The 22,584-nt window shown below is 63.5% G+C and carries 20 protein-coding genes and 1 other RNA gene; 6 read left to right on the forward strand and 15 right to left on the reverse strand.

Annotated features, from left to right (window positions below; genetic code table 11):
- Positions 1-39: 39 nt before the first annotated feature.
- From FHP89_RS02755 to FHP89_RS02765, 3 genes are all read left to right on the forward strand, one after another.
- Complete coding sequence (locus FHP89_RS02755) at positions 40-2,088, forward strand: PAS-domain containing protein (protein ID WP_144176218.1); 2,049 nt, start codon at positions 40-42, stop codon at positions 2,086-2,088.
- The gene (locus tag FHP89_RS02760) at positions 2,085-2,807 is read left to right on the forward strand and encodes a response regulator transcription factor (protein WP_144176219.1); all 723 of its coding nucleotides are present in this window, start codon (positions 2,085-2,087) and stop codon (positions 2,805-2,807) included. The genes FHP89_RS02755 and FHP89_RS02760 overlap by 4 nt, the downstream gene beginning before the upstream one ends.
- 145 nt (positions 2,808-2,952) lie before the next feature.
- Positions 2,953-3,429 carry a VOC family protein gene (locus tag FHP89_RS02765; RefSeq protein ID WP_144176220.1) on the forward strand — a complete coding sequence of 159 codons (477 nt, stop codon included), beginning with the start codon at positions 2,953-2,955 and terminating at the stop codon, positions 3,427-3,429.
- A gap of 97 nt (positions 3,430-3,526) precedes the next feature.
- On the opposite strand, the gene FHP89_RS02770 is transcribed toward FHP89_RS02765, so the two are convergent.
- From FHP89_RS02770 to scpA, 7 genes are all read right to left on the reverse strand, one after another.
- Complete coding sequence (locus FHP89_RS02770; RefSeq protein WP_144176221.1) at positions 3,527-3,856, reverse strand: DHCW motif cupin fold protein; 330 nt, start codon at positions 3,854-3,856, stop codon at positions 3,527-3,529.
- 15 nt (positions 3,857-3,871) lie between these two features.
- Positions 3,872-4,738, reverse strand: coding sequence for a KPN_02809 family neutral zinc metallopeptidase (gene ypfJ, locus FHP89_RS02775; protein WP_144176222.1), 867 nt, complete (start codon positions 4,736-4,738; stop codon positions 3,872-3,874).
- Positions 4,739-4,899: 161 nt separating this feature from the next.
- Positions 4,900-6,231, reverse strand: coding sequence for a KamA family radical SAM protein (locus FHP89_RS02780; RefSeq protein WP_144176400.1), 1,332 nt, complete (start codon positions 6,229-6,231; stop codon positions 4,900-4,902).
- 485 nt (positions 6,232-6,716) lie between these two features.
- Positions 6,717-8,702, reverse strand: coding sequence for an acetyl-CoA carboxylase biotin carboxylase subunit (accC, locus tag FHP89_RS02785; RefSeq protein ID WP_144176223.1), 1,986 nt, complete (start codon positions 8,700-8,702; stop codon positions 6,717-6,719).
- A gap of 19 nt (positions 8,703-8,721) precedes the next feature.
- Positions 8,722-10,254 carry an acyl-CoA carboxylase subunit beta gene (locus FHP89_RS02790; protein ID WP_144176224.1) on the reverse strand — a complete coding sequence of 511 codons (1,533 nt, stop codon included), beginning with the start codon at positions 10,252-10,254 and terminating at the stop codon, positions 8,722-8,724.
- Positions 10,255-10,318: 64 nt separating this feature from the next.
- Positions 10,319-11,323 carry a methylmalonyl Co-A mutase-associated GTPase MeaB gene (meaB, locus tag FHP89_RS02795; protein ID WP_391525259.1) on the reverse strand — a complete coding sequence of 335 codons (1,005 nt, stop codon included), beginning with the start codon at positions 11,321-11,323 and terminating at the stop codon, positions 10,319-10,321.
- A 55-nt stretch (positions 11,324-11,378) separates the two neighbouring features.
- A complete protein-coding gene (gene scpA / locus FHP89_RS02800) occupies positions 11,379-13,535 on the reverse strand; it encodes a methylmalonyl-CoA mutase (protein WP_144176225.1) in 2,157 nt (718 codons plus the stop codon).
- A gap of 392 nt (positions 13,536-13,927) precedes the next feature.
- Here scpA and FHP89_RS02805 point away from each other — a divergent pair, with 392 nt between their 5' ends.
- Complete coding sequence (locus FHP89_RS02805; protein ID WP_144176226.1) at positions 13,928-14,599, forward strand: GntR family transcriptional regulator; 672 nt, start codon at positions 13,928-13,930, stop codon at positions 14,597-14,599.
- A 7-nt stretch (positions 14,600-14,606) separates the two neighbouring features.
- Here FHP89_RS02805 and FHP89_RS02810 read toward each other — a convergent pair whose 3' ends face one another.
- The 3 genes from FHP89_RS02810 to FHP89_RS02820 form a co-directional block, all read right to left on the reverse strand.
- Positions 14,607-16,799 (reverse strand): patatin-like phospholipase family protein, encoded by a 2,193-nt coding sequence (locus FHP89_RS02810; protein WP_144176227.1) that lies wholly within the window; start codon positions 16,797-16,799, stop codon positions 14,607-14,609.
- 123 nt (positions 16,800-16,922) lie between these two features.
- Positions 16,923-18,596, reverse strand: coding sequence for a cation acetate symporter (locus tag FHP89_RS02815; RefSeq protein WP_144176402.1), 1,674 nt, complete (start codon positions 18,594-18,596; stop codon positions 16,923-16,925).
- On the reverse strand, positions 18,596-18,997 hold the full coding sequence (locus FHP89_RS02820; RefSeq protein WP_313792176.1) for a DUF485 domain-containing protein: 402 nt from the start codon (positions 18,995-18,997) through the stop codon (positions 18,596-18,598). The genes FHP89_RS02815 and FHP89_RS02820 overlap by 1 nt, the downstream gene beginning before the upstream one ends.
- Before the next feature lie 219 nt (positions 18,998-19,216).
- Here FHP89_RS02820 and FHP89_RS02825 point away from each other — a divergent pair, with 219 nt between their 5' ends.
- The gene (locus FHP89_RS02825) at positions 19,217-19,996 is read left to right on the forward strand and encodes an enoyl-CoA hydratase/isomerase family protein (RefSeq protein ID WP_144176228.1); all 780 of its coding nucleotides are present in this window, start codon (positions 19,217-19,219) and stop codon (positions 19,994-19,996) included.
- A 3-nt stretch (positions 19,997-19,999) separates the two neighbouring features.
- On the opposite strand, the gene FHP89_RS02830 is transcribed toward FHP89_RS02825, so the two are convergent.
- Both FHP89_RS02830 and FHP89_RS02835 read right to left on the reverse strand, forming a co-directional pair.
- Positions 20,000-20,809 (reverse strand): sulfite exporter TauE/SafE family protein, encoded by an 810-nt coding sequence (locus FHP89_RS02830; RefSeq protein WP_144176229.1) that lies wholly within the window; start codon positions 20,807-20,809, stop codon positions 20,000-20,002.
- A complete protein-coding gene (locus tag FHP89_RS02835) occupies positions 20,799-21,278 on the reverse strand; it encodes an EVE domain-containing protein (RefSeq protein ID WP_144176230.1) in 480 nt (159 codons plus the stop codon). The genes FHP89_RS02830 and FHP89_RS02835 overlap by 11 nt, the downstream gene beginning before the upstream one ends.
- Before the next feature lie 79 nt (positions 21,279-21,357).
- Between FHP89_RS02835 and FHP89_RS02840 the strand changes: the two genes are divergently transcribed.
- A complete protein-coding gene (locus tag FHP89_RS02840) occupies positions 21,358-21,816 on the forward strand; it encodes a DUF1850 domain-containing protein (protein WP_222105301.1) in 459 nt (152 codons plus the stop codon).
- Positions 21,817-21,849: 33 nt separating this feature from the next.
- Here FHP89_RS02840 and ssrS read toward each other — a convergent pair.
- The 3 genes from ssrS to FHP89_RS02855 all read right to left on the reverse strand — a co-directional run bounded on the left by ssrS (position 21,850) and on the right by FHP89_RS02855 (position 22,552).
- A non-coding RNA gene (gene ssrS, locus FHP89_RS02845) (6S RNA) lies at positions 21,850-22,031 on the reverse strand.
- Positions 22,032-22,055: 24 nt separating this feature from the next.
- Positions 22,056-22,352 carry a cell division protein ZapA gene (locus FHP89_RS02850; RefSeq protein ID WP_144176231.1) on the reverse strand — a complete coding sequence of 99 codons (297 nt, stop codon included), beginning with the start codon at positions 22,350-22,352 and terminating at the stop codon, positions 22,056-22,058.
- Positions 22,353-22,357: 5 nt separating this feature from the next.
- Complete coding sequence (locus tag FHP89_RS02855; protein ID WP_144176232.1) at positions 22,358-22,552, reverse strand: hypothetical protein; 195 nt, start codon at positions 22,550-22,552, stop codon at positions 22,358-22,360.
- Between the last annotated feature and the right edge of the window lie 32 nt (positions 22,553-22,584).

Here is a 22,584-nt window from a genome sequence, read left to right on the forward strand (position 1 = left end):
GTGCCTCGCCCCGCCGCCCCAGCCCACTGAGACGCGCTCATGCCACCCCGCAACCCCTTCGCACACCCAGCGCCCGCCGCCGGCAACTCGCCCGAGGAGTTGCGCCGCTACGACCTGCTGCTGGCCGGCCTCGATCTGCTTGACCAGGCGATTGCGGTATTCGACGCCACGCCCAAGCTGGTGACCTGGAACAAGGCGATGGTGCGTTTGCTCGACTTCCCCGAATCGCTGGTCCGCGTGGGCACGCCCTTCGAGGCCTTTGTGCGTTTCAACGCCGAGCGTGGCGAGTACGGCGAAGGCAACCTGGAAAAGCAGATCGCCGAGCGCATGGCCTCGGTGCGCGCCTTCGAACCCCACTATGTCGAGCGTGTGCGCCCCAACGGCAAAGTGCTGGCGATTCGCGGCGTGCCGATTCCCAACCTCGGCTTCGTGTCGCTGTGGACCGACATCACCGAGCAGCGCCGCTACGAGACCCTGATCCAGCAACAAAACGTGCTGCTCGAAGCCAGAGTGCGCGAACGCACCGCCGAGCTGCTCTCGGCCAAGACCGAGATCGACCACATCGCTCAGGCACTGGGCCGTAGCGAGGCGCGCCTGTTGATGATCATCGACTCCATCCCCGCACTGATCGCCTATGTGGATGTGAATCGCAAGTACCAGTTCGCCAACAAGGGCTACGCCGAATGGTTCGGTCTGACCAAAGAGAACATCGTCGGGCGCTCGATTGAGGCGGTGTTCGGCGAAGAGGCCTATGCCGGCATCACCGACTACCTCGACACCGCCACCCGCGGTGAACGCGTCTCCTACGAATACGCACGCAAGGCCGACAAGGGCCGTACCGTCTATGCACGCAGCGTGGTGGTGCCGGAGTTCGACAGCGACAAAAAGGTGGTCGGCTTTTTCGTGTTGTCGATCGACATCACCGAACAACGCGCCAGCGAAGCCGCCCTGGTTCAAGCGCAAAAAATGGAAGCGGTCGGCCAGCTCACTGGCGGCCTGGCGCACGACTTCAACAACCTGCTGACCATCGTCATGGGCAACCTCGAAGCCGCCAAGGAGCGCTGCGACCCGGCGCTGGCTGCCGACTACCTCAACCCCGCACTGCATGCCGCCCAACGCGGCGCCGAGCTGATCCGCCGCCTGCTGACCTTCTCGCGCCGCCAGACGCTGGAGCCCAGCGCCGTTGAGGTCGGCCAGCTGGTGCGCGACATGACCCAGCTACTCAGTCGCTCGCTGACCGAATCGGTGCGCATCCAGACCCATCTGCCCGACATGCCGCTGTATGCCATGGCCGACCCGCATCAGCTCGAAAGCGCACTGCTGAACCTCGCCATCAACGCCCGCGACGCCATGCCCGGCGGCGGCGAGCTGAGCATCCGGGTGCATGAGCGGCACATCCCCTCCAGCCTCGCCATGCTGATCGAGCTGCCGGTGGGCGACTATGTGCAGATCGAGGTCTCCGACACCGGCACCGGCATCGCCCCCGAGCTGCTGCCGCGCGTGTTCGAACCCTTCGTCACCACCAAGCCCTTCGGCCGAGGGTCCGGGCTCGGCCTGTCGATGGTGTATGGCTTCGTGCGGCAATCCGGCGGCAATATCCGGGTGCGCAGCACCATCGGTAAAGGCTCGTCCGTCACCTTCGTCCTCCCGCGCACCGACCCACCTGCGCCGGTCGCCGACGAGGCGCGCGAGAAATCGCACGACGCCGACGCGCCGCGCCCGCCTGTGCTGCTGGTCGAAGACGAGCCCGAGGTGCGCAAGATCATCCGCATGCAGCTCACCGAGCTGGGCTACCCTGTGCTTGAAACCGACAACGGCGCCGCCGCCCAGGACATGGTTCGGCAGATTCCCGACATCGGCCTGCTGATCTCCGACACCGTCATGCCCGGCGCCATTGGCGGCAAGGAGCTGGTGCAGTTCGCCCGCGAAATTCGCCCCGACCTGCCCGTCCTGCTGATCACCGGCTACGCCAGTGGCAATGCCATCCACGAGGTGCAGGAGCTCGACGTCCCCGTGCTGCGCAAGCCCTTCGACCGCAAGCTGCTCGAGCGCACCCTGGCTCAACTTCTTCAGGACTCCGACGCATGACCACAGACGCGACCCACCCCCGCATACTGGTGCTCGAAGACGAGGTCGACATTGCCCGCCTCATCTGCAACGGTCTCGACGGCTACGGCTTCCGCTGCGAACACCATCAGACCGGGCGGCGCTTTCTGCAAATGGCAAAACAGACCCCGCCGGACCTGGCCATTGTCGATCTCGGCCTGCCCGACATGGACGGCATGCAGGTCATCCGCGAACTGCAGGAGCACTCGCCCTGCGCCGTGCTGATCCTCACCGGCCGCAATGACGTCACCGACCGCGTGCTCGGCCTGGAGCTGGGCGCCGACGACTACCTCGTCAAACCCTTCGAACCGCGTGAACTGGTCGCCCGCGTGCGCTCCATATTGCGCCGCTACCTGCGCAGCGCCGAGTCCAATGACGCCCCCGCCTCGCCCGGCACCGCGGTGTTCTCCGGCTGGCGTTTCGACCTCGGCCGCCACATGCTGATCACCCCCGACGGGCGCGAAGTCTCGGTCTCGGCCACCGAGGCCACCATGCTCAGCGCGCTGCTCCGGAGCCCCAACCGCATCCTGACCCGCGAGCAACTCATCGGCGAACGCGACATCGACCCCTTTGACCGCAGCGTCGACGTGCGCATCTCCCGCCTGCGCCGAAAGCTCGAAGACGACCCGCAAAACCCCGCGCTGATCAAGACCGTGTATGGCGCCGGCTACCTGTTCTGCAGCAGCGTCAGCTGGGAATGAACCGGGCCGCATTGCGCTCGCGATAACGCCGTATCGCAGCGCCCGGCCAAGCCCTGGGCGGCCCCGCCGTGGATCCTCATCCGCCCTCTCGACAAGGCCTGCACTTCTATCCATAATTATGGATTATTAATCCACGGAGACTCCCATGACTCAGCGCCCCTTCAAAGTCCTCGGCATCCAGCAAATCGCCATCGGCGGCCCGAGCAAAGACCGCCTGAAAACCTTGTGGGTCGACATGCTCGGCCTCGAAGTCACCGGCAACTTCGTCTCCGAACGCGAGAACGTGGATGAAGACATCTGCGCCATCGGCAGCGGCCCCTTCAAGGTCGAAGTCGACCTCATGCAACCGCTCGATGCCGACAAGAAGCCGGCGGTGCACACCACCCCGCTCAACCACATCGGCCTGTGGATCGACGACCTGCCCACCGCCGTCGAGTGGCTCTCCTCGCAAGGCGTGCGCTTCGCGCCGGGCGGCATCCGCAAGGGCGCAGCCGGCTTCGACATCACCTTCATGCACCCCAAGGCCAACGACGAATTTCCCATCGCCGGCGAAGGCGTGCTGATCGAGCTGGTGCAGGCGCCGCCGGAAGTGGTGGCGGCCTTCGCCAGGCTGGCGGACTGACCCCCGACATCAAAAAGGGCGCCAAACGGCGCCCTTCTTACGAATCGGTGCTGGCCCCAAGGCATCAACCCCGCCAGTCTCTTGTTGGTATGCGCCCTCAGTCGACAACGAAAAGCTTCGCCCCAGTGGCGGTGGACGAGCGGTGCGGTTCGGCGTTGTCGGCAACCTGATAACTCATGCCCGGACGCAAAACAAAACGCCGACCATCTTCAAGCTCGGTGTGCAACTCCCCTTCGAGGCACAGAAGAATGTGGCCTTTCGAACACCAGTGATCCGCCAGATAGCCCGGCGAATACTCGACCATGCGTACGCGAAGATCGCCGAAGTGGCCTGTCCGCCAATAAGCCACGCCATTCACGCCCGCATGGGTTGTGACAGGAATGCTTGACCAGTCGGTCGTCCCGAAGGGGATGTGATGGATGTCCATGGTGCGTCACCCCGATTACAACGTACGCGCCGAGAAGGTATCGCAACTCTTCAGATCCCCGCTGCCCAAGCCCTGCTTGAACCAGCGCACCCGCTGCGCCGACGAGCCATGGGTGAAGCTGTCGGGCACCGCGTACCCCTGCGCCTGCTTCTGCAGCCGGTCGTCGCCGATCGCGGCGGCGGCGCCGAGGGCTTCCTCGATATCGCCCGCTTCAAGCACTTGCCGCGCGCGGTCGGCGTGATGCGCCCACACGCCGGAGAAGCAATCGGCCTGCAATTCGAGCCGCACTGACAGCTGGTTGCCTTCGGCTTCGCTGACCCGCTGGCGCGCTTCCTGCACCTTGCCGGAGATTCCGAGCAAGTTCTGAACATGGTGGCCCACCTCGTGGGCGATCACATAGGCTTGGGCAAAGTCGCCGGGCGCGCGGAAGCGGGTGCGCAGCTCGTCATAGAAGGCCAGATCGATATACACCTTCTGGTCGCCGGGGCAGTAGAACGGCCCCATCGCGGCCTGGCCCATGCCGCAGGCCGTGTTCGTTGCGCCAGTGAACAAGACCAGCTTGGGCTCGACATAACGGCCGCCAGCTTGCTGGAAAATGGCCTGCCAGGTGGCTTCGGTGTCGGCCAGCACCATGGACACGAAGCGCGCCTGGGCGTCGTTCGCGGGCGGCGCGCCGGCCGGCGATTCAACCGCAACACCGCCGCCGGTCAAGCCGGAATTGAGCACCACGCTCGGATCGACGCCAAAGTACATGGCCACCAGCGCGAGCACGATGGTGCCGACGCCAATCTTGCCACGGCCCATCCGCATGCCACTGCGCCCACCGCGGGCGCCTCGGCGGTCTTCCACGTTGTCACTTTGTCGTCCATTGTCGAAGCGCATGGCTCACCTCTTGCCGCTCTCGGCATGCTGTCATCGGCGTCGATTGTTGCACACCCCGGCACGCTTGCCGGCGCAAAGCGGCCGGACGGCGCCGCGTGTTGCATCAATTGACGAAAAAGCCCGCCACAAGGGGCGGGCTTTTGTCACACACGAGCTGACACTCAGGCCTGGGCGGCATCGATGCGCTCATCGCGGATCGCTTCGTACTCGTCTTCGAAGAAGAATTTCTCTTCGCCAAAAGCAGGCTCCAGATGATGGAGCCAGGTGGCGTCCGGGTTGTACTTGGCAAAGAACGGGCGCTGGATCCAGTCCGGATTGCGGCCCTGGATGAAGCGCAGCACGAACACTTTTTCGCCGTTGATCTCGGTCACGCCTTGCACCTCGACCTTGCCCGGGCTGGCCGACATGGACGGGCCGCGCGCGGTCCGGGCCAGACCGGAGACCTGCTGCATGGCCTCACGGTAGATTTCCCAGGCGCGATCGAGCGGCACCTCGAAGTAGCCACGGGCGCCAGTGTCGCGCTCGACAAACATGTAATACGGGATGATGCCGAGCTTGACCTGCATCTTCCACATCTTGGCCCACACATCGGGGTCGTCGTTGATATGGGCGATCAGCGGGCCCTGGGCGCGAATCACTGCACCGGTGCTGCGAATGGCACGAATCGCGGCACGGGCGGCGTCGGTGTCCATCTCTTTCCAGTGGTTGTAATGCCCCATCACCGCCACGTGCTTGCCCGCCCGCACCATGCGGGTGAGCAGGTCGATCAGCTCGCCGGCGTCCTCCGCACCGAGGAAGCGGTGCGGCCAGAAGGTGAGCGCCTTGGTGCCGATCCGGATGGTCTGAATGTGGTCGAACTCGGGTTCGAGCAGCGGTTCGAGGTAAGCGGCCAGGTGCTTGGTCTTCATCACCATCGGGTCGCCACCGGTGAACAGCAGATCGGTGACCTCGGTGTGTTCCTTCAGGTAATCGTGCAGCGTGCTGGCCTCGGAGGCGGCGATACGCAGCTCCTTGTCGCCGACGAACTGCGCCCAGCGGAAACAGAAAGTGCAGTAGGCGTGGCAGGTCTGGCCCTGGCTGGGGAAGAACAGCACGGTTTCGCGGTACTTGTGCTGGATGCCGTCGAGGCGGTTGCCCTCGTCGTCAACCGGCATGTTCATTTCCATCTGGTCGGCCGGGTGCGGGTTAAGCGCCTGGCGCACCTCGTTCACCGCGGCGGCCAGGGTGGCCTTGTCGGCACCGTCCTGAATCAGCTTGGCGATGGTGTCGTAATGCTCGGCCGAGAGCATGCCGCGCTGCGGGAAGGTGAGCTGGAACATCGGGTCGGCCGGGACGTTGTCCCAGTCGATCAGCTCATCGATCACGTACTGGTTCACCCGGAAAGGCAGGACCGAGGACACCACTTTCATCTCGAAGCGCATCGCCTCGGACAGCTTCTGCAAGGGTTCGATCTTGTCCAGATCGCGCTGCGTATACACCTTGAAGGGCACCATTTCGTAACCTCCGTCCACAGCATGCAAGGGCCACTGATTGATGATGGTTTCGGCTTGTTGCGGCATAGATGGTCTCCTTTCTTTTCCCCGCCGTCCAATTGACAGACACACGGCGGGGGACTGGCACGATGGCGTACCAAGGCTTTTGGCCAATTCATTGGGGGCAGCAGACATACTCGGGTTGGGGCGCACAGGGACGGCGCCGACCGCTGCCATCAGGACGCGCTGCAGAGGGTCACTGCGCGCTATCGATCCTGGTAAGGGTCAAACGTTAACGACCGAATACTATTGCACAAAACATTTCAAAGCAAATCGAGCCGGCTCAACCGCCGCTTTCGTATTTGGTTGACCGCATCGTGCATCACCCGGTTCCGCTCGCAGCCACGGTCAAAAAAAGGGGCTCACTTGCGTGAGCCCCGATGCGCCGACAGGCACTCGCCATCTTGCGTAGCGAGTCTCCCTCCCTATCGATCAGCGAAACTGTCTTATTCGAATTCGATGATGATTTCGTCCACCGTCAGGCTGGCGCCCGGATGGGCAACGACTTTCTTGACCACACTATCTTGCTCGGCCTTGAGAACGTTCTCCATCTTCATGGCTTCGATCACCGCCAGCTTTTGTCCAGCCTTGATCTCCTGACCCGGCTGCACGGCCACTTCACGCAGCAGGCCCGGCATGGGCGACAGCAGATACTTCGACAGATCGGGGGGCTGCTTCTCGGGCATCCGCTCGAGCAGGCTGGCTGCCACGCCGGTCATCACCATCGGCTGAACCTGCAGGCCAAAATGGCTGATGTGGTAGCACAGGCCACGACGCTCGATCTGCAAGCAGATCGGGGCGCCATTGACCGTCCCCTTGAACAGCAGGTCGCGGAAAGTCCAGTCGGAGACGATGTCGTAAGCCTTGTCGCCCTGACGAATCCGCATGCCGCCGTCGATGGCCTCGACCGACACCGGATAGCGGACACCCGCCATCAACACCACCAGATCCTTTTTGACGCTGCGTCCGTGCCCGGCCATCTGACCGGAAATCTGCACCGCCCGCTCGATGTAACGCATGCGGGCAAAGGTGGCGACAGACGCCAGCAGCGCCGGATCGTCGTGCGGCACCATCGACGCGTCGAAACCGTCGGGATACTCCTCGACCATGAAGCCCGTGTTGAAGTTGCCCGAGCAGAAGCGCGGATGCTGCAGCAAGGCGGCCTGGAACGGGATGTTTGAGCTGATGCCGCGAATGACGAATTCGTTGAGCGCGTCGCGCATCTTCTGGATCGCGTCGTCGCGGTCCTTGCCGTGCACGATCAGCTTGGCAATCATCGAGTCGTAGAACATCGAGATCTCGCCGCCGTCGTACACGCCGGTGTCGACACGCACGTCCTCGCGCTCAGCCGGCGGATCGAACCTGACCAGGCGGCCCGTTGAGGGCAGGAAGCCGCGGAACGGGTCTTCGGCGTTGATGCGGCACTCCATCGACCAGCCATCGAGCTTGACGTCGGCCTGGCTGAAGGCCAGCTTTTCGCCGTAGGCGACGCGAATCATCTGCTCGACCAGATCGACGCCGGTGATGTACTCGGTGACCGGGTGCTCAACCTGCAAGCGGGTGTTCATCTCGAGGAAGTAGAAGCTCTTGTCGGCGCCCACCACGAACTCGACCGTACCGGCCGATTCGTAATTCACCGCGCGCGCCAGCGCCACGGCCTGCTCGCCCATGGCCTTGCGCATGGCCGGATCGACGAAGGGCGACGGCGCCTCTTCGATCACTTTCTGGTGACGACGCTGAATCGAGCAGTCGCGCTCGTTCAGGTACACATAGTTGCCATGCGAATCGCCCAGCAACTGGATCTCGATATGGCGCGGCTCAAGCACGTATTTTTCGATGAACACGCGGTCATCGCCAAAGGCGTTCTTGGCTTCGCTGACGCAGGACGAGAAGCCTTCGTGCGCTTCTTTGTCGTTGAAGGCCACGCGCAAGCCCTTGCCACCACCGCCGGCCGAGGCCTTGATCATCACCGGGTAGCCGATGCCCTGAGCAATCTTGACCGCCTCGTCCGGGCCGGAAATGGCTTCGTTGTGGCCGGGAATGGTGTTGACCTTGGCGTCGAGTGCCAGCTTTTTCGACTCGATCTTGTCGCCCATCTTGGCGATCGAGTAGTGCTTGGGGCCGATGAACTTGATGCCTTCCTCTTCCAGCCGGCGCGAGAAGTCCGCGTTCTCGGACAGAAAGCCATAGCCCGGATGCACCGCTTCGGCGCCCGTCTGCTTGCACGCAGCGATGATCTTGTCGGCCACCAGATAAGACTGTGCCGAGGCCGCCGGTCCGATGCACACGGCCTCGTCGGCCAGCGCCACAAACAACGCACGCTTGTCGGCCTCGGAATACACGGCAACAGTCTTGATGCCCATCTTCTGGGCGGTTTTGATCACGCGGCAGGCGATTTCACCGCGGTTCGCGATCAGAATCTTCTTGAACATAGTTTGTGTCCTCCCGGGCTTAGAGCGGAATGTTGCCGTGCTTGCGCCACGGGTTCTGGAGTTCTTTGTCCTTGAGCATGGCCAGCGAACGGCACACGCGCTTGCGGGTTTCGTGCGGCATGATCACGTCGTCGATGAAGCCACGCGCACCGGCCACGAAGGGGTTGGCGAACTTGGCCTTGTACTCGGCCTCGCGCTCAGCGATCTTTTCCGGGTTGTTCTTTTCTTCGCGGAAGATGATCTCCACCGCGCCTTTCGGCCCCATCACCGCGATCTCGGCCGTCGGCCAGGCGAGGTTCACATCGCCACGCAGGTGCTTGGAGCTCATCACGTCATAGGCGCCGCCGTAGGCCTTGCGGGTGATCACGGTGACCTTGGGCACGGTGCACTCGGCATAGGCGTAGAGCAGCTTGGCGCCGTGCTTGATGATGCCGCCGTATTCCTGCGCGGTGCCCGGCATGAAGCCCGGCACATCGACCAGCGTCACCACCGGGATGTTGAACGCGTCGCAGAAGCGCACGAAGCGCGCCGCCTTGATCGAGCTCTTGATGTCGAGGCATCCGGCCAGCACCAGCGGCTGGTTGGCGACGATGCCCACGGGCGAGCCTTCCATGCGGCCAAAGCCGATGATGATGTTCTTGGCGTAGTCGGGCTGCAGCTCGAAGAAATCGCTGTCATCGACCATCTTGATGATCAGCTCTTTCATGTCGTAGGGCTGGTTGGTGTTGTCCGGCACCAGGGTGTCGAGCGACATGTCGAGGCGATCGGCCGGATCGACGCACGGCAGCATTGGCGGCTTCTCGCGGTTGCTGCCGGGGATGAAGCTCATCATGCGGCGGATCACCATCAGCGCTTCAACGTCGTTCTCGAAGGCCAGATCGGCCACGCCCGACTTGCTGCTGTGGGTCATCGCGCCACCGAGTTCTTCGGCGGTCACATCTTCGTGGGTCACGGTCTTCACGACCTCGGGACCGGTCACGAACATGTATGACGAATCCTTGACCATGAAGATGAAGTCGGTCATGGCCGGGCTATATACCGCGCCACCGGCGCAGGGGCCCATGATCAGCGAGATCTGCGGCACTACGCCGGACGCCATCACGTTGCGCTGGAACACATCGGCGTAACCGCCGAGCGAGGCCACGCCTTCCTGAATACGCGCACCACCCGAATCGTTGAGGCCAATCACCGGCGCGCCAACCTTCATGGCCTGGTCCATAACCTTGCAGATCTTCTCGGCGTGGGTCTCGGACAGCGAGCCGCCCAGCACGGTGAAGTCTTGCGAGAACACGAAGACCAGACGGCCGTTGATCGTGCCGTAGCCGATCACCACGCCGTCGCCCGGCACCTTTTCGGACGCCATGCCGAAGTCGGTGCAGCGGTGCTCCTTGAACATGTCCCACTCTTCGAAGCTGCCATCGTCGAGCAGCAGCTCGATGCGCTCGCGCGCGGTCAGCTTGCCCTTGGTGTGCTGCGAGTCGATGCGCTTCTGGCCACCGCCGAGGCGGGCCTTCTCGCGCTTCTCCTCCAACTGTCGGATGATTTCATGCATATCTCAGGTCTCCGGAAAGGCACTTCTTTGCATGCGACGACCCGGCGGTTACCGGGTGCGCCGCCTAGTGTTCACTCAAATGGTTCAACAGGATGTGCGCCGCCGCGGCCGGGGTGGTTTCTCCCTGCGCCACGGCCGCCTGCAAGGCCGCCAGTTCAGCCCGGACCTGCGGATGTTCGCGAAAGCGCTGGCGCAAGCCGCTGTCGATCAACTCCCACATCCAGGCCTGCGCCTGCGTCCGCCGCTTTGCATCAAACTCGCCACTGCCGCGCATGGTGTCGCGATAGCGCATGATCTCGTCCCAGAACTGCGCCACGCCGTCTTTCTTCAGGGCCGACAGCGTCAGCACCGGCGGCACCCAGTTAGGCGAGCTATGCCGCAGCATGCCCAAAGCCGTCTTGATCTGGCTCTTTGCCACCGCCGCCTGACGCGGGTCGATATCGGCCTTGTTGATGACGATCAGGTCGGCCAATTCCATGATCCCTTTCTTGATCGCCTGCAGATCGTCGCCCGCATTGGGCAACTGCAGCAGGCAGAAAATGTCGGTCATGCCGGCCACCGCGGTTTCGCTCTGGCCCACGCCGACGGTCTCGACAATCACCACATCAAAACCGGCGGCCTCGCACACCAGCAGCGTCTCGCGCGTCTTGCTGGCCACACCGCCCAGACTGCCCGCCGACGGGCTGGGCCGGATGAAGGCTTCGGTGCGCTGCGACAGCAATTCCATGCGCGTCTTGTCGCCCAGAATGCTGCCGCCAGTCACCGACGAGGACGGATCCACCGCCAGCACCGCGACCTTCAAGCCTTTCTCGATCAGCAACAAACCCAGCGCTTCGATGAAGGTGGACTTGCCCACCCCCGGCACGCCGGAGATGCCCACCCGCATGGCGCCGCCGGTATGCGGCAGCAAGGCTTCGAGCACACGGCGCGCACGCGCGCGGTGATCGGGTCGCTGGGACTCGATCAGCGTGATGGTCTTGGCCAGTGGGCGCAGTTGTCGCCCGACCACACCATCGACCAGGTGCTGGTCAGAGATGTCGAGATCGGCAGGCATCTGAGGAATATTCATTGTTCAACGGTCAGCGGTCCGGGGCGGCAAAGGCCAACCCCGACCCGCCGGCCAATCAACCGGCGCGGGCCTTGCGGACCTGGGCCAGCACTTCGCGGGCGGCAGTCTGGATGGGCGTGCCCGGTCCAAAAATACCTTTCGCACCTGCGCTGCGCAACGCGTCGTAGTCCTGCGCGGGAATCACGCCGCCCACGAACACGATGATGTCGTCCGCGCCCTGCGCCTTGAGATGCTTGATGATCTCGGGCACCAGCGTTTTGTGACCCGCGGCGAGGCTCGAACAGCCCACTGCGTGCACATCGTTTTCAACGGCGTGGCGTGCGGCCTCTTCCGGCGTCTGGAAAAGTGGCCCGATGTCGATGTCGAAGCCGAGGTCAGCAAAGGCCGAGGCCACCACTTTGGCGCCACGGTCGTGGCCGTCCTGACCGAGCTTGGCGATCATGATGCGCGGGCGGCGGCCCTCTTCGGCCACAAAGGCTTCGATGTCGGCCTTCAGGGCTTTCCAGTCATCCTGTTCTTCAACCACGGCGCCATACACTCCTGAAACGACTTGCGGATTCGCGCGGTAGCGGCCCCATTCGGCTTCGAGCGCATCGGACACTTCACCCACCGTGGCACGCAAGCGCATGGCCTTGACGGCCAGATCGAGCAGATTGCCTTCGCCGGTCTTGGCGCATTCGGTCAGCGCGGCGAGCGCGCCCTCGACGGCGGCCTGGTCACGCGTGGCGCGGATCGTCTTGAGACGGGCCACCTGCGAATCGCGCACCGCATGGTTGTCGATGTCGAGAATTTCGATCGGGTCTTCCTTGGCCAGCCGGTACTTGTTGACCCCGACGATCACATCCTTGCCCGAGTCAATGCGCGCCTGCTTCTCGGCGGCACACTCTTCAATCTTCATCTTCGCCCAGCCGGCCTCGACCGCCTTGGTCATGCCGCCCATGGCTTCGATCTCTTCGATGATCGCCCAGGCCTTGTCGGCCATTTCCTGGGTGAGCGATTCCATCATGTAGGAGCCGGCCCACGGATCAACCACGCTGGTGATGTGCGTCTCTTCCTGAATCAGGATCTGCGTATTGCGGGCGATACGCGACGAGAACTCGGTCGGCAGCGCGATGGCTTCGTCCAGTGCGTTGGTGTGCAGCGACTGGGTGCCGCCAAACACCGCGGCCATCGCCTCGATGGTGGTGCGCACCACGTTGTTGTACGGATCCTGCTCGGTCAACGACCAGCCGGAGGTCTGGCTGTGCGTGCGCAGCATCAGCGACTTTTCGCTCTTGGGGTTGAACTGCTTCATGATCCGCCACCACAGCAGACGCGCCGCGCGCATCTTGGCGATCTCAAGATAGAAGTTCATGCCCACCGCCCAGAAGAAGGACAGGCGGCCAGCAAACTTGTCGACATCCATGCCGCTGGCGATGCCGGTACGCACATACTCCAGACCGTCGGCCAGCGTGAAGGCCAGTTCGATGGCCTGGTTCGCGCCCGCTTCCTGAATGTGATAGCCGGAGATCGAGATCGAGTTGAACTTCGGCATGTGCTGCGCGGTGTAGCCGAAGATGTCGGCGATGATCTTCATCGACGGGGTGGGCGGATAGATATAGGTGTTCCGCACCATGAATTCTTTGAGGATGTCGTTCTGGATCGTGCCCGACAGCTTCTCCTGACTCACGCCCTGCTCTTCGGCGGCCACGATATAGCCGGCCAGAATCGGCAGCACGGCACCATTCATGGTCATCGACACCGACACCTTGTCGAGCGGGATGCTGTCGAAGAGGATCTTCATGTCTTCGACCGAATCGATCGCCACGCCGGCCTTGCCGACGTCGCCGGTGACCCGCGGATTGTCCGAATCGTAGCCGCGGTGCGTAGCCAGATCAAAAGCCACCGACACGCCCTGCCCACCGGCGGCCAGCGCCTTGCGGTAAAAGGCGTTGGACGCCTCGGCGGTCGAAAAACCGGCGTACTGGCGGATGGTCCAGGGGCGACCGGCATACATCGTGGCCTGCGGGCCGCGCACATAAGGCGCAAAACCCGGCAGCGTATTGGTATACGCCAGATCGGCCACATCCTCGGCGGTATACAAGGGTTTGACGACGATACCTTCTGGCGTCGTCCAGTTCAGCGACGCAGGATCATTGCCCGGTGCGGTCTTGGCCGCAGCTTTGTACCAGTCGTCCAGTGAGAACTGGGGAGTATCAGGCGCCTTCGACATGCTTACCTCTCTGATCTGCAAAGCGGGGCCGATTTCGCGGCCCCGCGGGTGTCTGCTTAGGGTGTTGCGGCGACTGCGCCGCCCGCAATCAACGCGGGCGGCCGTCGGCGCCCTGCACTAGCGTCCCTCCCTCTCCGCCGCCGAAGCGACGCCCTCTTTGTGTCCGGACACTGCACAGGATTTGACTTGCAACGCAGCAATAATACTTTATCCATAATTATGAATGCAAGACCTATCGGAATCGCGCTATCATGTTACGCGCAGGCCAAGGGGTCGAAAAGCCCCTTCGGTTCGCAAGCTTTCATCGCGTGTGCCGTTCTTGTATACAACGCACAAGCGCAGCCTACAACACCTGTTGCTGCCATCGCCACCCGTCAGGAGACCAGGGTTTTATGAACGCCTCTCGCATCGCGCCCATGGCGCTGTACCAGGAAGTCGCGGAACGCCTGCGTGAGCGGATCTTTGCCCACGAGCTCAAACCCGGCACCTGGATCGACGAACAAGCCCTCACCGAGCACTACGGCATCTCCCGCACACCGCTGCGCGAAGCACTCAAGGTGCTGGCGTCCGAAGGACTGGTCACGCTCAAGCCGCGCCGTGGCTGCTACGTGACCGAAATTTCTGAGCGCGATCTGGACGAAATCTTCACCGTCATGGGCCTGCTCGAAGGCCAGTGCGCGCGCGACGCGACAACCCGCGCCAGCGCTGCCGACCTGAAGCAACTGGAGAAGATCCACGCCGATCTGGAGCGTGCCGCGACGACCGGCGACATCAACGGGTATTTCGAAGCCAATCAGGCCTTCCACCAGCAGGTGCAATGCATCGCCGACAACCACTGGTTGCAGCATGTGATCGAAGACCTGCGCAAGGTGATCAAGCTCTCGCGCCACCACTCGCTGTTCAGCGACGGCCGGCTCGAGCAGTCACTCGCCGAGCACCGTCAGATCCTCAGAGCCATGCTGGCGCGCAGCGCCGATGCCGCCGATCTCGCGATGCGCGAGCACATCGCCAGCGGCCGCAAAGCCTTGGCGCGCATTGCCGCCGCACGCACCGAGGCCGCCTGAACCGCCCTCAGTACGGTTGGCCGAACTGCAAGAAGAAGCGCACTTCATTGACCTCCGGCGACACGCCCGCCCCCAGATACAGCGGCCCGAGCACCGTATCCGCCCCGACGAACAAGGACAGCGAGCGGTAGACCCCGGCGTCCGCATCGGCCGACGCGTAAGCGCGCAGGCTGGCCCATTCGTAGGTCGCGCCCATGTATACGCCCCGCCCCAGTGAGTCGGGCAGCTTGCTGATGCGGCGGTAGTAGGCCCCGCGCAGCAAGAAAACCTGATCGGCGGTCAGCTCACCGTAGCGATACCCCGACAGCAGGAACGGGCCGCCCAGCAGCGTGCGCGCCACGGCAGGTAGATCCCGATCGGGGCTGCCTGACACCAGCACACCGAACTGCGCGCTATGTTCCCGATAAGACATCGCGGCCGAGCCATTGAGCGCAGTCAGCGTGTAATCCTGGTCACTGCCGAAGCGCTCGTGGTGGCGCGCCACGCGCAGCCGTGCCGCGTAGCCGCGCCGCGGGAAGAACGGGCTGTCGAGTCGGTCCAGCGTGGCAGACGCCTCCAGCCAGCCGGTGTGCAAATCCACGGCCGGATACAAGGCCTGACCGGCCAGCACTTCGGCGCGCTGGGTGCCGCGGCGCAGCCCCATCCGCAGCTCGCCCCAGGCGCCCACCTCATAGCCCAGATCCAGGCCCAGCGTCCGCTCGCGTACCTTGTAATCGGCCAGCTTGTTGCCGTCGTTGTACACCGGTAGCGCCCGGGTCTGCAGCTCGATCGACGGCGCCACGAACCACGCCGCGTTCCGCCCCAGCGGCTGATAGAGCTCCGAGCGGAAGCGGTTGGTCGTGCCGAGCTGGATGTCAGCATCGAGCCGCGCCCCCCAGCGGTTGAGCCAGCGCCGCGACACGCCGGCATACAGCCCGACGGCGCCGTCGCCTTCGAAATCAGCCGACAAGCCACCGCCAAAACGCAGGAAGGTCGGCCCCCAGGATTTTTCCGCCGCCTCGATCCGCAGGTCGGCCACCGCGCCATCGCGCACCAGGCTGTAACGCAGACGCTCGAAGTCCCCGCCGCTATACAGGTCGTCAATCTGCGTCTCAAGCGCAACGCGGTCCAGCGGCTCGCCCTTGAGACCACGCAGGCGCGCCGCCATCGCATCGGGCGACACATAGCGCAAGCCATCCACCACCACTTCGCGAATGACCGGCTCGGGCACTCGCCAACGCAACTCGCGCTGGCGCTGCCACGCGGCAAAACTCTCGGCGTCCACACTGAAACGGGCGAGATCGGTGGCCGCCCGTCGTGCCGCCGCCTCGCCCAGCGGTAGCGTATCGAGCACCCGGTCAAAATCCATGGAGGTGATCGTGCCGAGGTCGACCTGCACCAGCGCATCATCGGGGCCAAGCTGGGCGAGTTGCTGCGCCACGTTCTGCTCCAGCGCCAGGTTGATCGCCTGCAACACGATATCGGTGGCCGATTGCAGGCGATCGCGCGCCATCGGCGGCGTGCCGAGATTGACCGCAATCACCCGCGAGCCACACAAGCGCCGCCCCTGATCGACCGGCAAGTTAAGGACCAGGCCACCATCGACCAGCAGACGCCCTTCCCGCTCGATCGGCAAAAATACGCCGGGCACGGCCATACTGGCGCGCATCGCCCGCCACAGCGGTCCGTCGTCGAGCACCACCAGTCCGCCCGTCTCGAGGTCGGTGGCCATGGCACGGAAGGGCAGCGCCAGCGAATCAAAATTGGTCAGCGCGTCGGCCGAGCCGATCAGGCGCTGCAAGAAGCGATCGAGCTCCTGCCCGGCGATCGCGCTGTGCGGCAAGAGCACGCGGCCGTTGCCGTAGCCGAGCGACACCGCGCTGCGGTTTCGCGAGGCGTCCTGTTTTTCGCGGAAGGGCTGCTGATCGCGCGCCACGGTGTTGGCGAAAATGGCGTCCCAGTCGGCGGCGCGCACCTGGCGCTCCATCTCGTCCAGCGGCACGCCCGCGGCGTAAGCGGCGGCGACGATCGCGCCCATACTGGTGCCCACCACGCAGTCGACCGGAATGCGCATCTGCTCCATCACCTTGAGCACGCCGATATGCGCCACGCCGCGCGCACCGCCCCCTGACAACACGAGCGCCACACCGCCCTGCCCGCCACTCGCCGGCGAGGCCAGCACGGCGCCAAGCATCAATAAACCAAACAAGCGATGAAACATGGGGTTGATCCGAACATCCGACAGGGCGCCAGTCTAGCGGGTCACCCGGTGAACGAAAAACCCCGGCCGATGCTGCTGGCCGGGGTTGTTGTTGCAGCGCGACAGTCTCGCCGCGCAATACCGTCAGTGCGAGGACGCCGTGGCGGCCCCCAGGCCCGTCTGGGCACGCACATACTGATCGCCAAAGGCTTCGCGCTCAGCCTCTGCCGCACGGCTCGTGTCCATGTTCGACACGATGATCGTGGCCAGGAAGGCCAGCGGCATCGAGAACAAGGCCGGCTGGGTATAGGGGAAGAGCGGCGCGGCAAAGCCGAACACATCCACCCACACCGACTTGGACAAGACCACCAGCGTCACCGCCGAGAACAGGCCAAGATAGCCACCAGCCAGCGCGCCGCGCGTGGTCAGCCCCTTCCAGTACATCGAGAGGATCAGCACCGGGAAGTTGGCCGAGGCGGCCACACCGAAGGCCAGCGCCACCATGAAGGCGACGTTCATCTTCTCGAAGGCCAGGCCCAGCAGCACGGCCACGATGCCGAGGCCGATGGTGGCGAACTTGGACATGCGAAGTTCAGCCTTCTCGGTCGCCTTGCCCTTCATGATCACCCGCGAATAGATATCATGGGAGATCGCCGAGGCACCGGCCAGTGCCAGACCCGACACCACGGCCAGAATGGTCGCGAAGGCCACGGCCGACAGGAAGCCGAGCAGGATGTCACCGCCAACGGCTTTGGCCAAGTGCATGGCCACCATGTTGCCGCCGCCAATGATCGCGCCGCTGATATCGCCACCTTCGAAGTACTCGGGGTTCTGACCGACGATGATGATCGCGGCCAGACCCATCAAAGCCACCACGTTGAAGAAGTAGGCCACGATGCCCGACGCGTAGAGCACCGACTTGCGCGCCTCTTTTGCGTCGGTGACGGTAAAGAAGCGCATCAGGATGTGCGGCAGACCGGCCGTACCAAACATCAGGCCAAGGCCCAGCGAGATCGCGGTGACCGGATCGGCCAGCAGGCTGCCCGGCGCGAGCAGCTTGGTGCCGAGCTTGTGCACATCGATGGCGCGCGTGGTCAGCTCGTCAAAGCTGAAATTGAACTGGGTCATCGCCAGAATCACCACCGTCGTGCCACCAAACAGCAGCATGCAGGCCTTGATGATCTGCACCCAGGTGGTCGCGACCATGCCACCAAAGGTGACATACACCATCATCAGCGCACCCACCACGACCAGCGCAATGCCGTAGTCGAGGCCGAACAGCAGCTTGATCAGCTGACCCGCGCCCACCATCTGCGCCACCAGGTAGAAGCACACCACCACCAGCGAGCTGATCGCGGCCATGGTGCGCACCTTGCCCTGGTTGAGGCGATAGGCGGTGATGTCGGCAAAGGTGAACTTGCCCAGGTTGCGCAGGCGCTCGGCCATCAGGAACAGAATGACGGGCCAGCCCACGAAGAACGCGATCATGTAGATGTAGGCGTCGACACCGCGGGTGTACATCATCGCGGTCAGGCCAAGCAGCGTGGCCGCCGACATGTAGTCGCCGGCAATGGCCAGGCCGTTCTGCGCACCGGTGATGCCGCCGCCAGCGGTGTAAAAGTCCGCAGTCGACTTGGTGCGGCTGGCCGCCCAGTAGGTGATCGCCAACGTCATCAGCACGAAGATGAAGAACATACCGATCGCGGTCAGGTTGATCGGCTGCTTGGCCGTCTGGCTGATGGCATCACCGGCAAAAGCCGACGAGGCAAACAGACCCGCGCCAAGCGCGAGCGAACGTACGGGATTCAAGGCGCGCATCATTTGTCCTCCCGCGAAGCGGCGTCGATGATGGCCTTGTTCAGGTCGTCGAATTCACCATTGGCACGTCGCACATACATCAGCGTCAATAGCCAGAAGGAGATGAACTGAAACAAGCCCGCGAGAATACCGATCGTGATGTTGCTGCTGGCAAACGGACGCTGCGCGAGGAAGTCCGGCGCGAACGCCACGGCCAACACGAAGCTGAAGAAAACGATGAATACAATCGCTGACAGAAACCAAGCAAAACGCCCTCGTGCAGCCACCAACTGAGCGAACTGCGGGTTGTTGCGAATGCGAGCATAGGCAATGCTAGACATGCTGCGACCTCCCTTCCCAAAAAAACCATTAAAAAAATGGTGCAGGGGCGCGCTGGCCTTGCAGGTCTGCACGCCTGCCATCGGCACGGCGCGCGAACATCCTCGGTCCAATAACGGCCCAATATTATTTGCCGCGACTTAGACCGCGGTCATGTTGCTAGCCGGATGATATATCATCTTCACTCCGCCATACCAGTGCGTATGGGATTTTTTTGCACTTGCAGCAACTCTTTGAATTTAACCGACAAACGGTGGTGTTTCGGCATGCTGCAATGCACAAATTCTTGATGGAGATCAATCATGGGAATGGTCATTGAGCGTATGGATGGCCCGGCATTGACCATCCGTCTGAGCCACCCGGGAAAGCTCAACGCGATTGACGCCGGCATGTGGACCGCACTGCGCGCTACACTCGAACGCGCCGCCGGCAATCCTGAGGTTCGATGCATCATCCTGCGCGGCGACGGCGACGACGCCTTCGCTGCGGGCGGGGATATCGAAGAGTTCCAGACCGTCCGGGCCACCGTTGACGACGCCCTGCACTACCACGACACGCTGGTCGCGGCAGCGCTGGAGGCCATCCGCCAAAGCCCGATCCCGACCGTCGCCGCCATCCGGGGCGCCTGCATCGGCGGCGGACTGGAGATCGCCGGCTGCTGCGACATTCGCATTGCCGGCGAATCGGCACGCTTCGGCGCGCCCATCAACCGGCTCGGTTTCTCGATGTATCCCGGTGAAATGGCGGGGCTGCTGGCCTTGGTCGGGCCGGCGGTCGTGCTGGAGATTCTGCTCGAAGGCCGGATTTTCAACGCACACGAAGCACTGGCCAAAGGCCTGCTCAGCCGCGTGGTTAGCGATGAGCGCGTATTCACCGAAGCCGAAGAAACGGCCGCCCGCATCAGCGCAGGCGCGCCATTGGTTGCGCGCTGGCACAAGCAGTGGGCGCTACGCCTGACCCACGACCGGCCACTCAGCGAAGCGGAGAAGCGTTCAGCCTTCGACTTTCTGGCGACGGACGACTACCGCGAAGGGATTCGCGCCTTTTTCGAGAAGCGCAAACCGCAATTCACAGGTAAATAGGTCTCATGCGCCGAAGACGCTGTGCAGCATCTTCAGGCTCAGGATAACGAGCACGCCGGCGAAGATCTTCTTCAGCGTCGCCACCGGCAGCCGGTGTGCCAGCCGTGCGCCGACCGGCGCGGTGAACATGCTGACCGCGGTAATCAGGACCAGCGCCGGCAGATAGATGAAACCCGCGGTATAGGCCGGCGTGCCTTCGGCACCCCAGCCATTGACGACATAGCCAAGCGTCCCGGCCAGCGCAATCGGCAAACCAATGGCCGCCGAGGTGCCAATTGCGTTCTGCATCTTCACATTGCACCAGGTCATGAACGGCACCGACAAGGAGCCGCCGCCAATCGCCACCAACGCCGAAATGCCACCGATGCCCAGCCCCACCCCGCTCATCCCGACCGGGCCAGGCAAGGCCCGGCTGGGCTTGGGCTTGATGTTGAGCAGCATCTGAGTCGAGACATACGCCATGAAGCAGGCAAAAAAGATCGCCAGCGGCCTGGATGCCACCTGCGAGGCGATGAAGGTGGCGCCGAAAGTGCCCACCAGAATGCCCGGTGTGATGAAGCGCACCACATCCCAGCGCACCGCGCCATGACGATGATGCGCACGCAGGCTCGCCACCGAGGTCATCACGATGCCGGCCATGGAGGTCCCCAGCGCCATGTGCACCAGCTTGTCAGCGGGGAAGCCCTGCGCGGCAAACAGTGAGGCCAGCACCGGCACCATGATGCCGCCGCCGCCCACCCCAAGCAGCCCGGCGAAAAAGCCGACGAAGGCCCCGAGCAGGGGATAGGACAGCCACCACACATCAAAGCTCATCAGTCTTCAGTTCCAGCATCGTTTCAGTAATAAAGCGCCATTCATCCGGATCCACCGGCGTGATCGACAAGCGGTTGCCCCGCGCCAGCACGCGCATGTTGGCCAGTTCGGGCGTGTCGCGCAATTCGGGCAAGCCGATCAGGCGCGTCTTGCGCACGAAGCGCACATCGACATTGAACCAGCGCGGCTGCTCGGGACGGGACTTGGGGTCGAAAAACCGGCTCGACGCATCGAACTGCGTTGCGTCCGGGTAGGCCGGCGAAGCCACCTGCGCGATGCCGGCAATCCCCGGTTCAGGGCAACTCGAGTGATAAAACAACACCCAATCGCCCACCGTCATCTGATTCATCATGAAGTTGCGCGCCTGGTAGTTGCGCACGCCGTACCAGGCCACGGTCTGCTCGGGCATTGCCGCCAGGTCGTCGATCGAGCAATCGTCCGGTTCGGATTTCATCAGCCAGTAGCGCATGGCGGGCTCCCGCGGGTCAGGCCGCTACTTTACCAGCGCGCCGCTTGAGCCGGGCCGGTCGAGCGACTAGCATGCGCCCATGCGCCAACGCCTCCCCATGCTCGCCGCAATGCTAATGACCGCCTGCACCCACCCGGCCATCGTCGCGACACCACAGCTCTGCCTGAGCAGCGAAGGCGTCCCCGCCCAGACACTGCCGGACACGCGTTTCACGCTGGCCTGGACGCATTCGATCGAGAAAATCCGCTGGGAAGAAGACTGGCGCCTCGACGCCGGCCAGATGGTGCTGGACGAAGCACGGGTACTGGGCTCGGGCGCCGGCATGGAACCCGCGCCGGGCGCCCGTCTGATCGACGGCGTGTGGCACTACCACGTGATGCGCCGTGAGCCGACACTGGCCCTGACCCACTCGCCCTTTACCGCCGGCTACACCCTGTGCGCGGCGGGCCGCTGTCAGGCGCTGGTCGATTGGCTGCCAGGATTGCCCGAGATCGCGCGCGTCGACATCCACGCCTGCGAAGCGGCCGCACAAAAATAAAGAGGGCGTGGCCTTGGCCACACCCTCTTGTGTAGGTCCCCCGCGATGCCGACCCGACCGGGCATCCTGAACCTAGGGTTCAGGTGGTCGCTGTACCTGACGCTTCAGGCACATCCAACAAGGGATGCGCACAACGGCAATCGTAGCGGTTAGCAACCGTGTCGCATGACATTGGTTCAAGGAATCAACGGCCGACGCGAACACCGCAGGGGATTGATCTTAGACAGCCCGACGGGCTCTCAGAACAACTTTTCCTGTTGCGCCAGGACATCGTCCAGGCGCGAATTCATGGAGTCAATCTTACGCTTCATGCCCGGCATGTCAAACCCTCCTGAGCGCTGAAACTGCAGATATTCATGTGCAATATTCAGGGCGGTCATGACCGCCAGCTTCTCGCCCGTGGCGCCGGTCTTTCCACCCAGTTCGGACAATTTACCTTCAAGCACCTGCACCGCGGCCTGCAGGCCTTCGCGATCTTCCGGCGCGCAGCCAACCCGGTATTCCTTGCCCAGCAGAATGATATCGAGTGTGTCCATGTCGTTCAGCTCTCGGGCAGGGTTTCGAGCACGGCACTGACGCCACGCACGGCGGCATCGACCTTTGCGGCCAGTCGCTTGTTCTCGGTCTGCAGCGTGGCGATCCGCGATTTGAGCTCGCGATTCTCCTGCTTCTGCGCATCGAAGTAGCGGATCAGTTCTTCCAGTTGCTGCTGGAGGTGGTCGAGTTCGGCGTCCATGGATCAGATGGTAGTGAGCCGGGCCGGTCGCG

Source organism: Denitromonas ohlonensis (assembly GCF_007625205.1).
In the GTDB taxonomy this organism is placed as follows: Bacteria; Pseudomonadota; Gammaproteobacteria; order Burkholderiales; family Rhodocyclaceae; genus Nitrogeniibacter; species Nitrogeniibacter ohlonensis.

Excerpts from the sequence above, each read along its gene's own strand:
- FHP89_RS02755 (WP_144176218.1), top strand. The coding sequence starts at position 40 with ATGCCACCCCGCAACCCCTTCGCACACCCAGCGCCCGCCGCCGGCAAC.
- FHP89_RS02760 (WP_144176219.1), top strand. The coding sequence starts at position 2,085 with ATGACCACAGACGCGACCCACCCCCGCATACTGGTGCTCGAAGACGAG.
- FHP89_RS02765 (WP_144176220.1), top strand. The coding sequence starts at position 2,953 with ATGACTCAGCGCCCCTTCAAAGTCCTCGGCATCCAGCAAATCGCCATC.
- FHP89_RS02770 (WP_144176221.1), bottom strand. The coding sequence starts at position 3,856 with ATGGACATCCATCACATCCCCTTCGGGACGACCGACTGGTCAAGCATT.
- ypfJ (WP_144176222.1), bottom strand. The coding sequence starts at position 4,738 with ATGCGCTTCGACAATGGACGACAAAGTGACAACGTGGAAGACCGCCGA.
- FHP89_RS02780 (WP_144176400.1), bottom strand. The coding sequence starts at position 6,231 with ATGGTGCCCTTCAAGGTGTATACGCAGCGCGATCTGGACAAGATCGAA.
- accC (WP_144176223.1), bottom strand. The coding sequence starts at position 8,702 with ATGTTCAAGAAGATTCTGATCGCGAACCGCGGTGAAATCGCCTGCCGC.
- FHP89_RS02790 (WP_144176224.1), bottom strand. The coding sequence starts at position 10,254 with ATGCATGAAATCATCCGACAGTTGGAGGAGAAGCGCGAGAAGGCCCGC.
- meaB (WP_391525259.1), bottom strand. The coding sequence starts at position 11,323 with ATGAATATTCCTCAGATGCCTGCCGATCTCGACATCTCTGACCAGCAC.
- scpA (WP_144176225.1), bottom strand. The coding sequence starts at position 13,535 with ATGTCGAAGGCGCCTGATACTCCCCAGTTCTCACTGGACGACTGGTAC.
- FHP89_RS02805 (WP_144176226.1), top strand. The coding sequence starts at position 13,928 with ATGAACGCCTCTCGCATCGCGCCCATGGCGCTGTACCAGGAAGTCGCG.
- FHP89_RS02810 (WP_144176227.1), bottom strand. The coding sequence starts at position 16,799 with ATGTTTCATCGCTTGTTTGGTTTATTGATGCTTGGCGCCGTGCTGGCC.
- FHP89_RS02815 (WP_144176402.1), bottom strand. The coding sequence starts at position 18,596 with ATGCGCGCCTTGAATCCCGTACGTTCGCTCGCGCTTGGCGCGGGTCTG.
- FHP89_RS02820 (WP_313792176.1), bottom strand. The coding sequence starts at position 18,997 with ATGGCAGGCGTGCAGACCTGCAAGGCCAGCGCGCCCCTGCACCATTTT.
- FHP89_RS02825 (WP_144176228.1), top strand. The coding sequence starts at position 19,217 with ATGGGAATGGTCATTGAGCGTATGGATGGCCCGGCATTGACCATCCGT.
- FHP89_RS02830 (WP_144176229.1), bottom strand. The coding sequence starts at position 20,809 with ATGAGCTTTGATGTGTGGTGGCTGTCCTATCCCCTGCTCGGGGCCTTC.
- FHP89_RS02835 (WP_144176230.1), bottom strand. The coding sequence starts at position 21,278 with ATGCGCTACTGGCTGATGAAATCCGAACCGGACGATTGCTCGATCGAC.
- FHP89_RS02840 (WP_222105301.1), top strand. The coding sequence starts at position 21,358 with ATGCGCCAACGCCTCCCCATGCTCGCCGCAATGCTAATGACCGCCTGC.
- FHP89_RS02850 (WP_144176231.1), bottom strand. The coding sequence starts at position 22,352 with ATGGACACACTCGATATCATTCTGCTGGGCAAGGAATACCGGGTTGGC.
- FHP89_RS02855 (WP_144176232.1), bottom strand. The coding sequence starts at position 22,552 with ATGGACGCCGAACTCGACCACCTCCAGCAGCAACTGGAAGAACTGATC.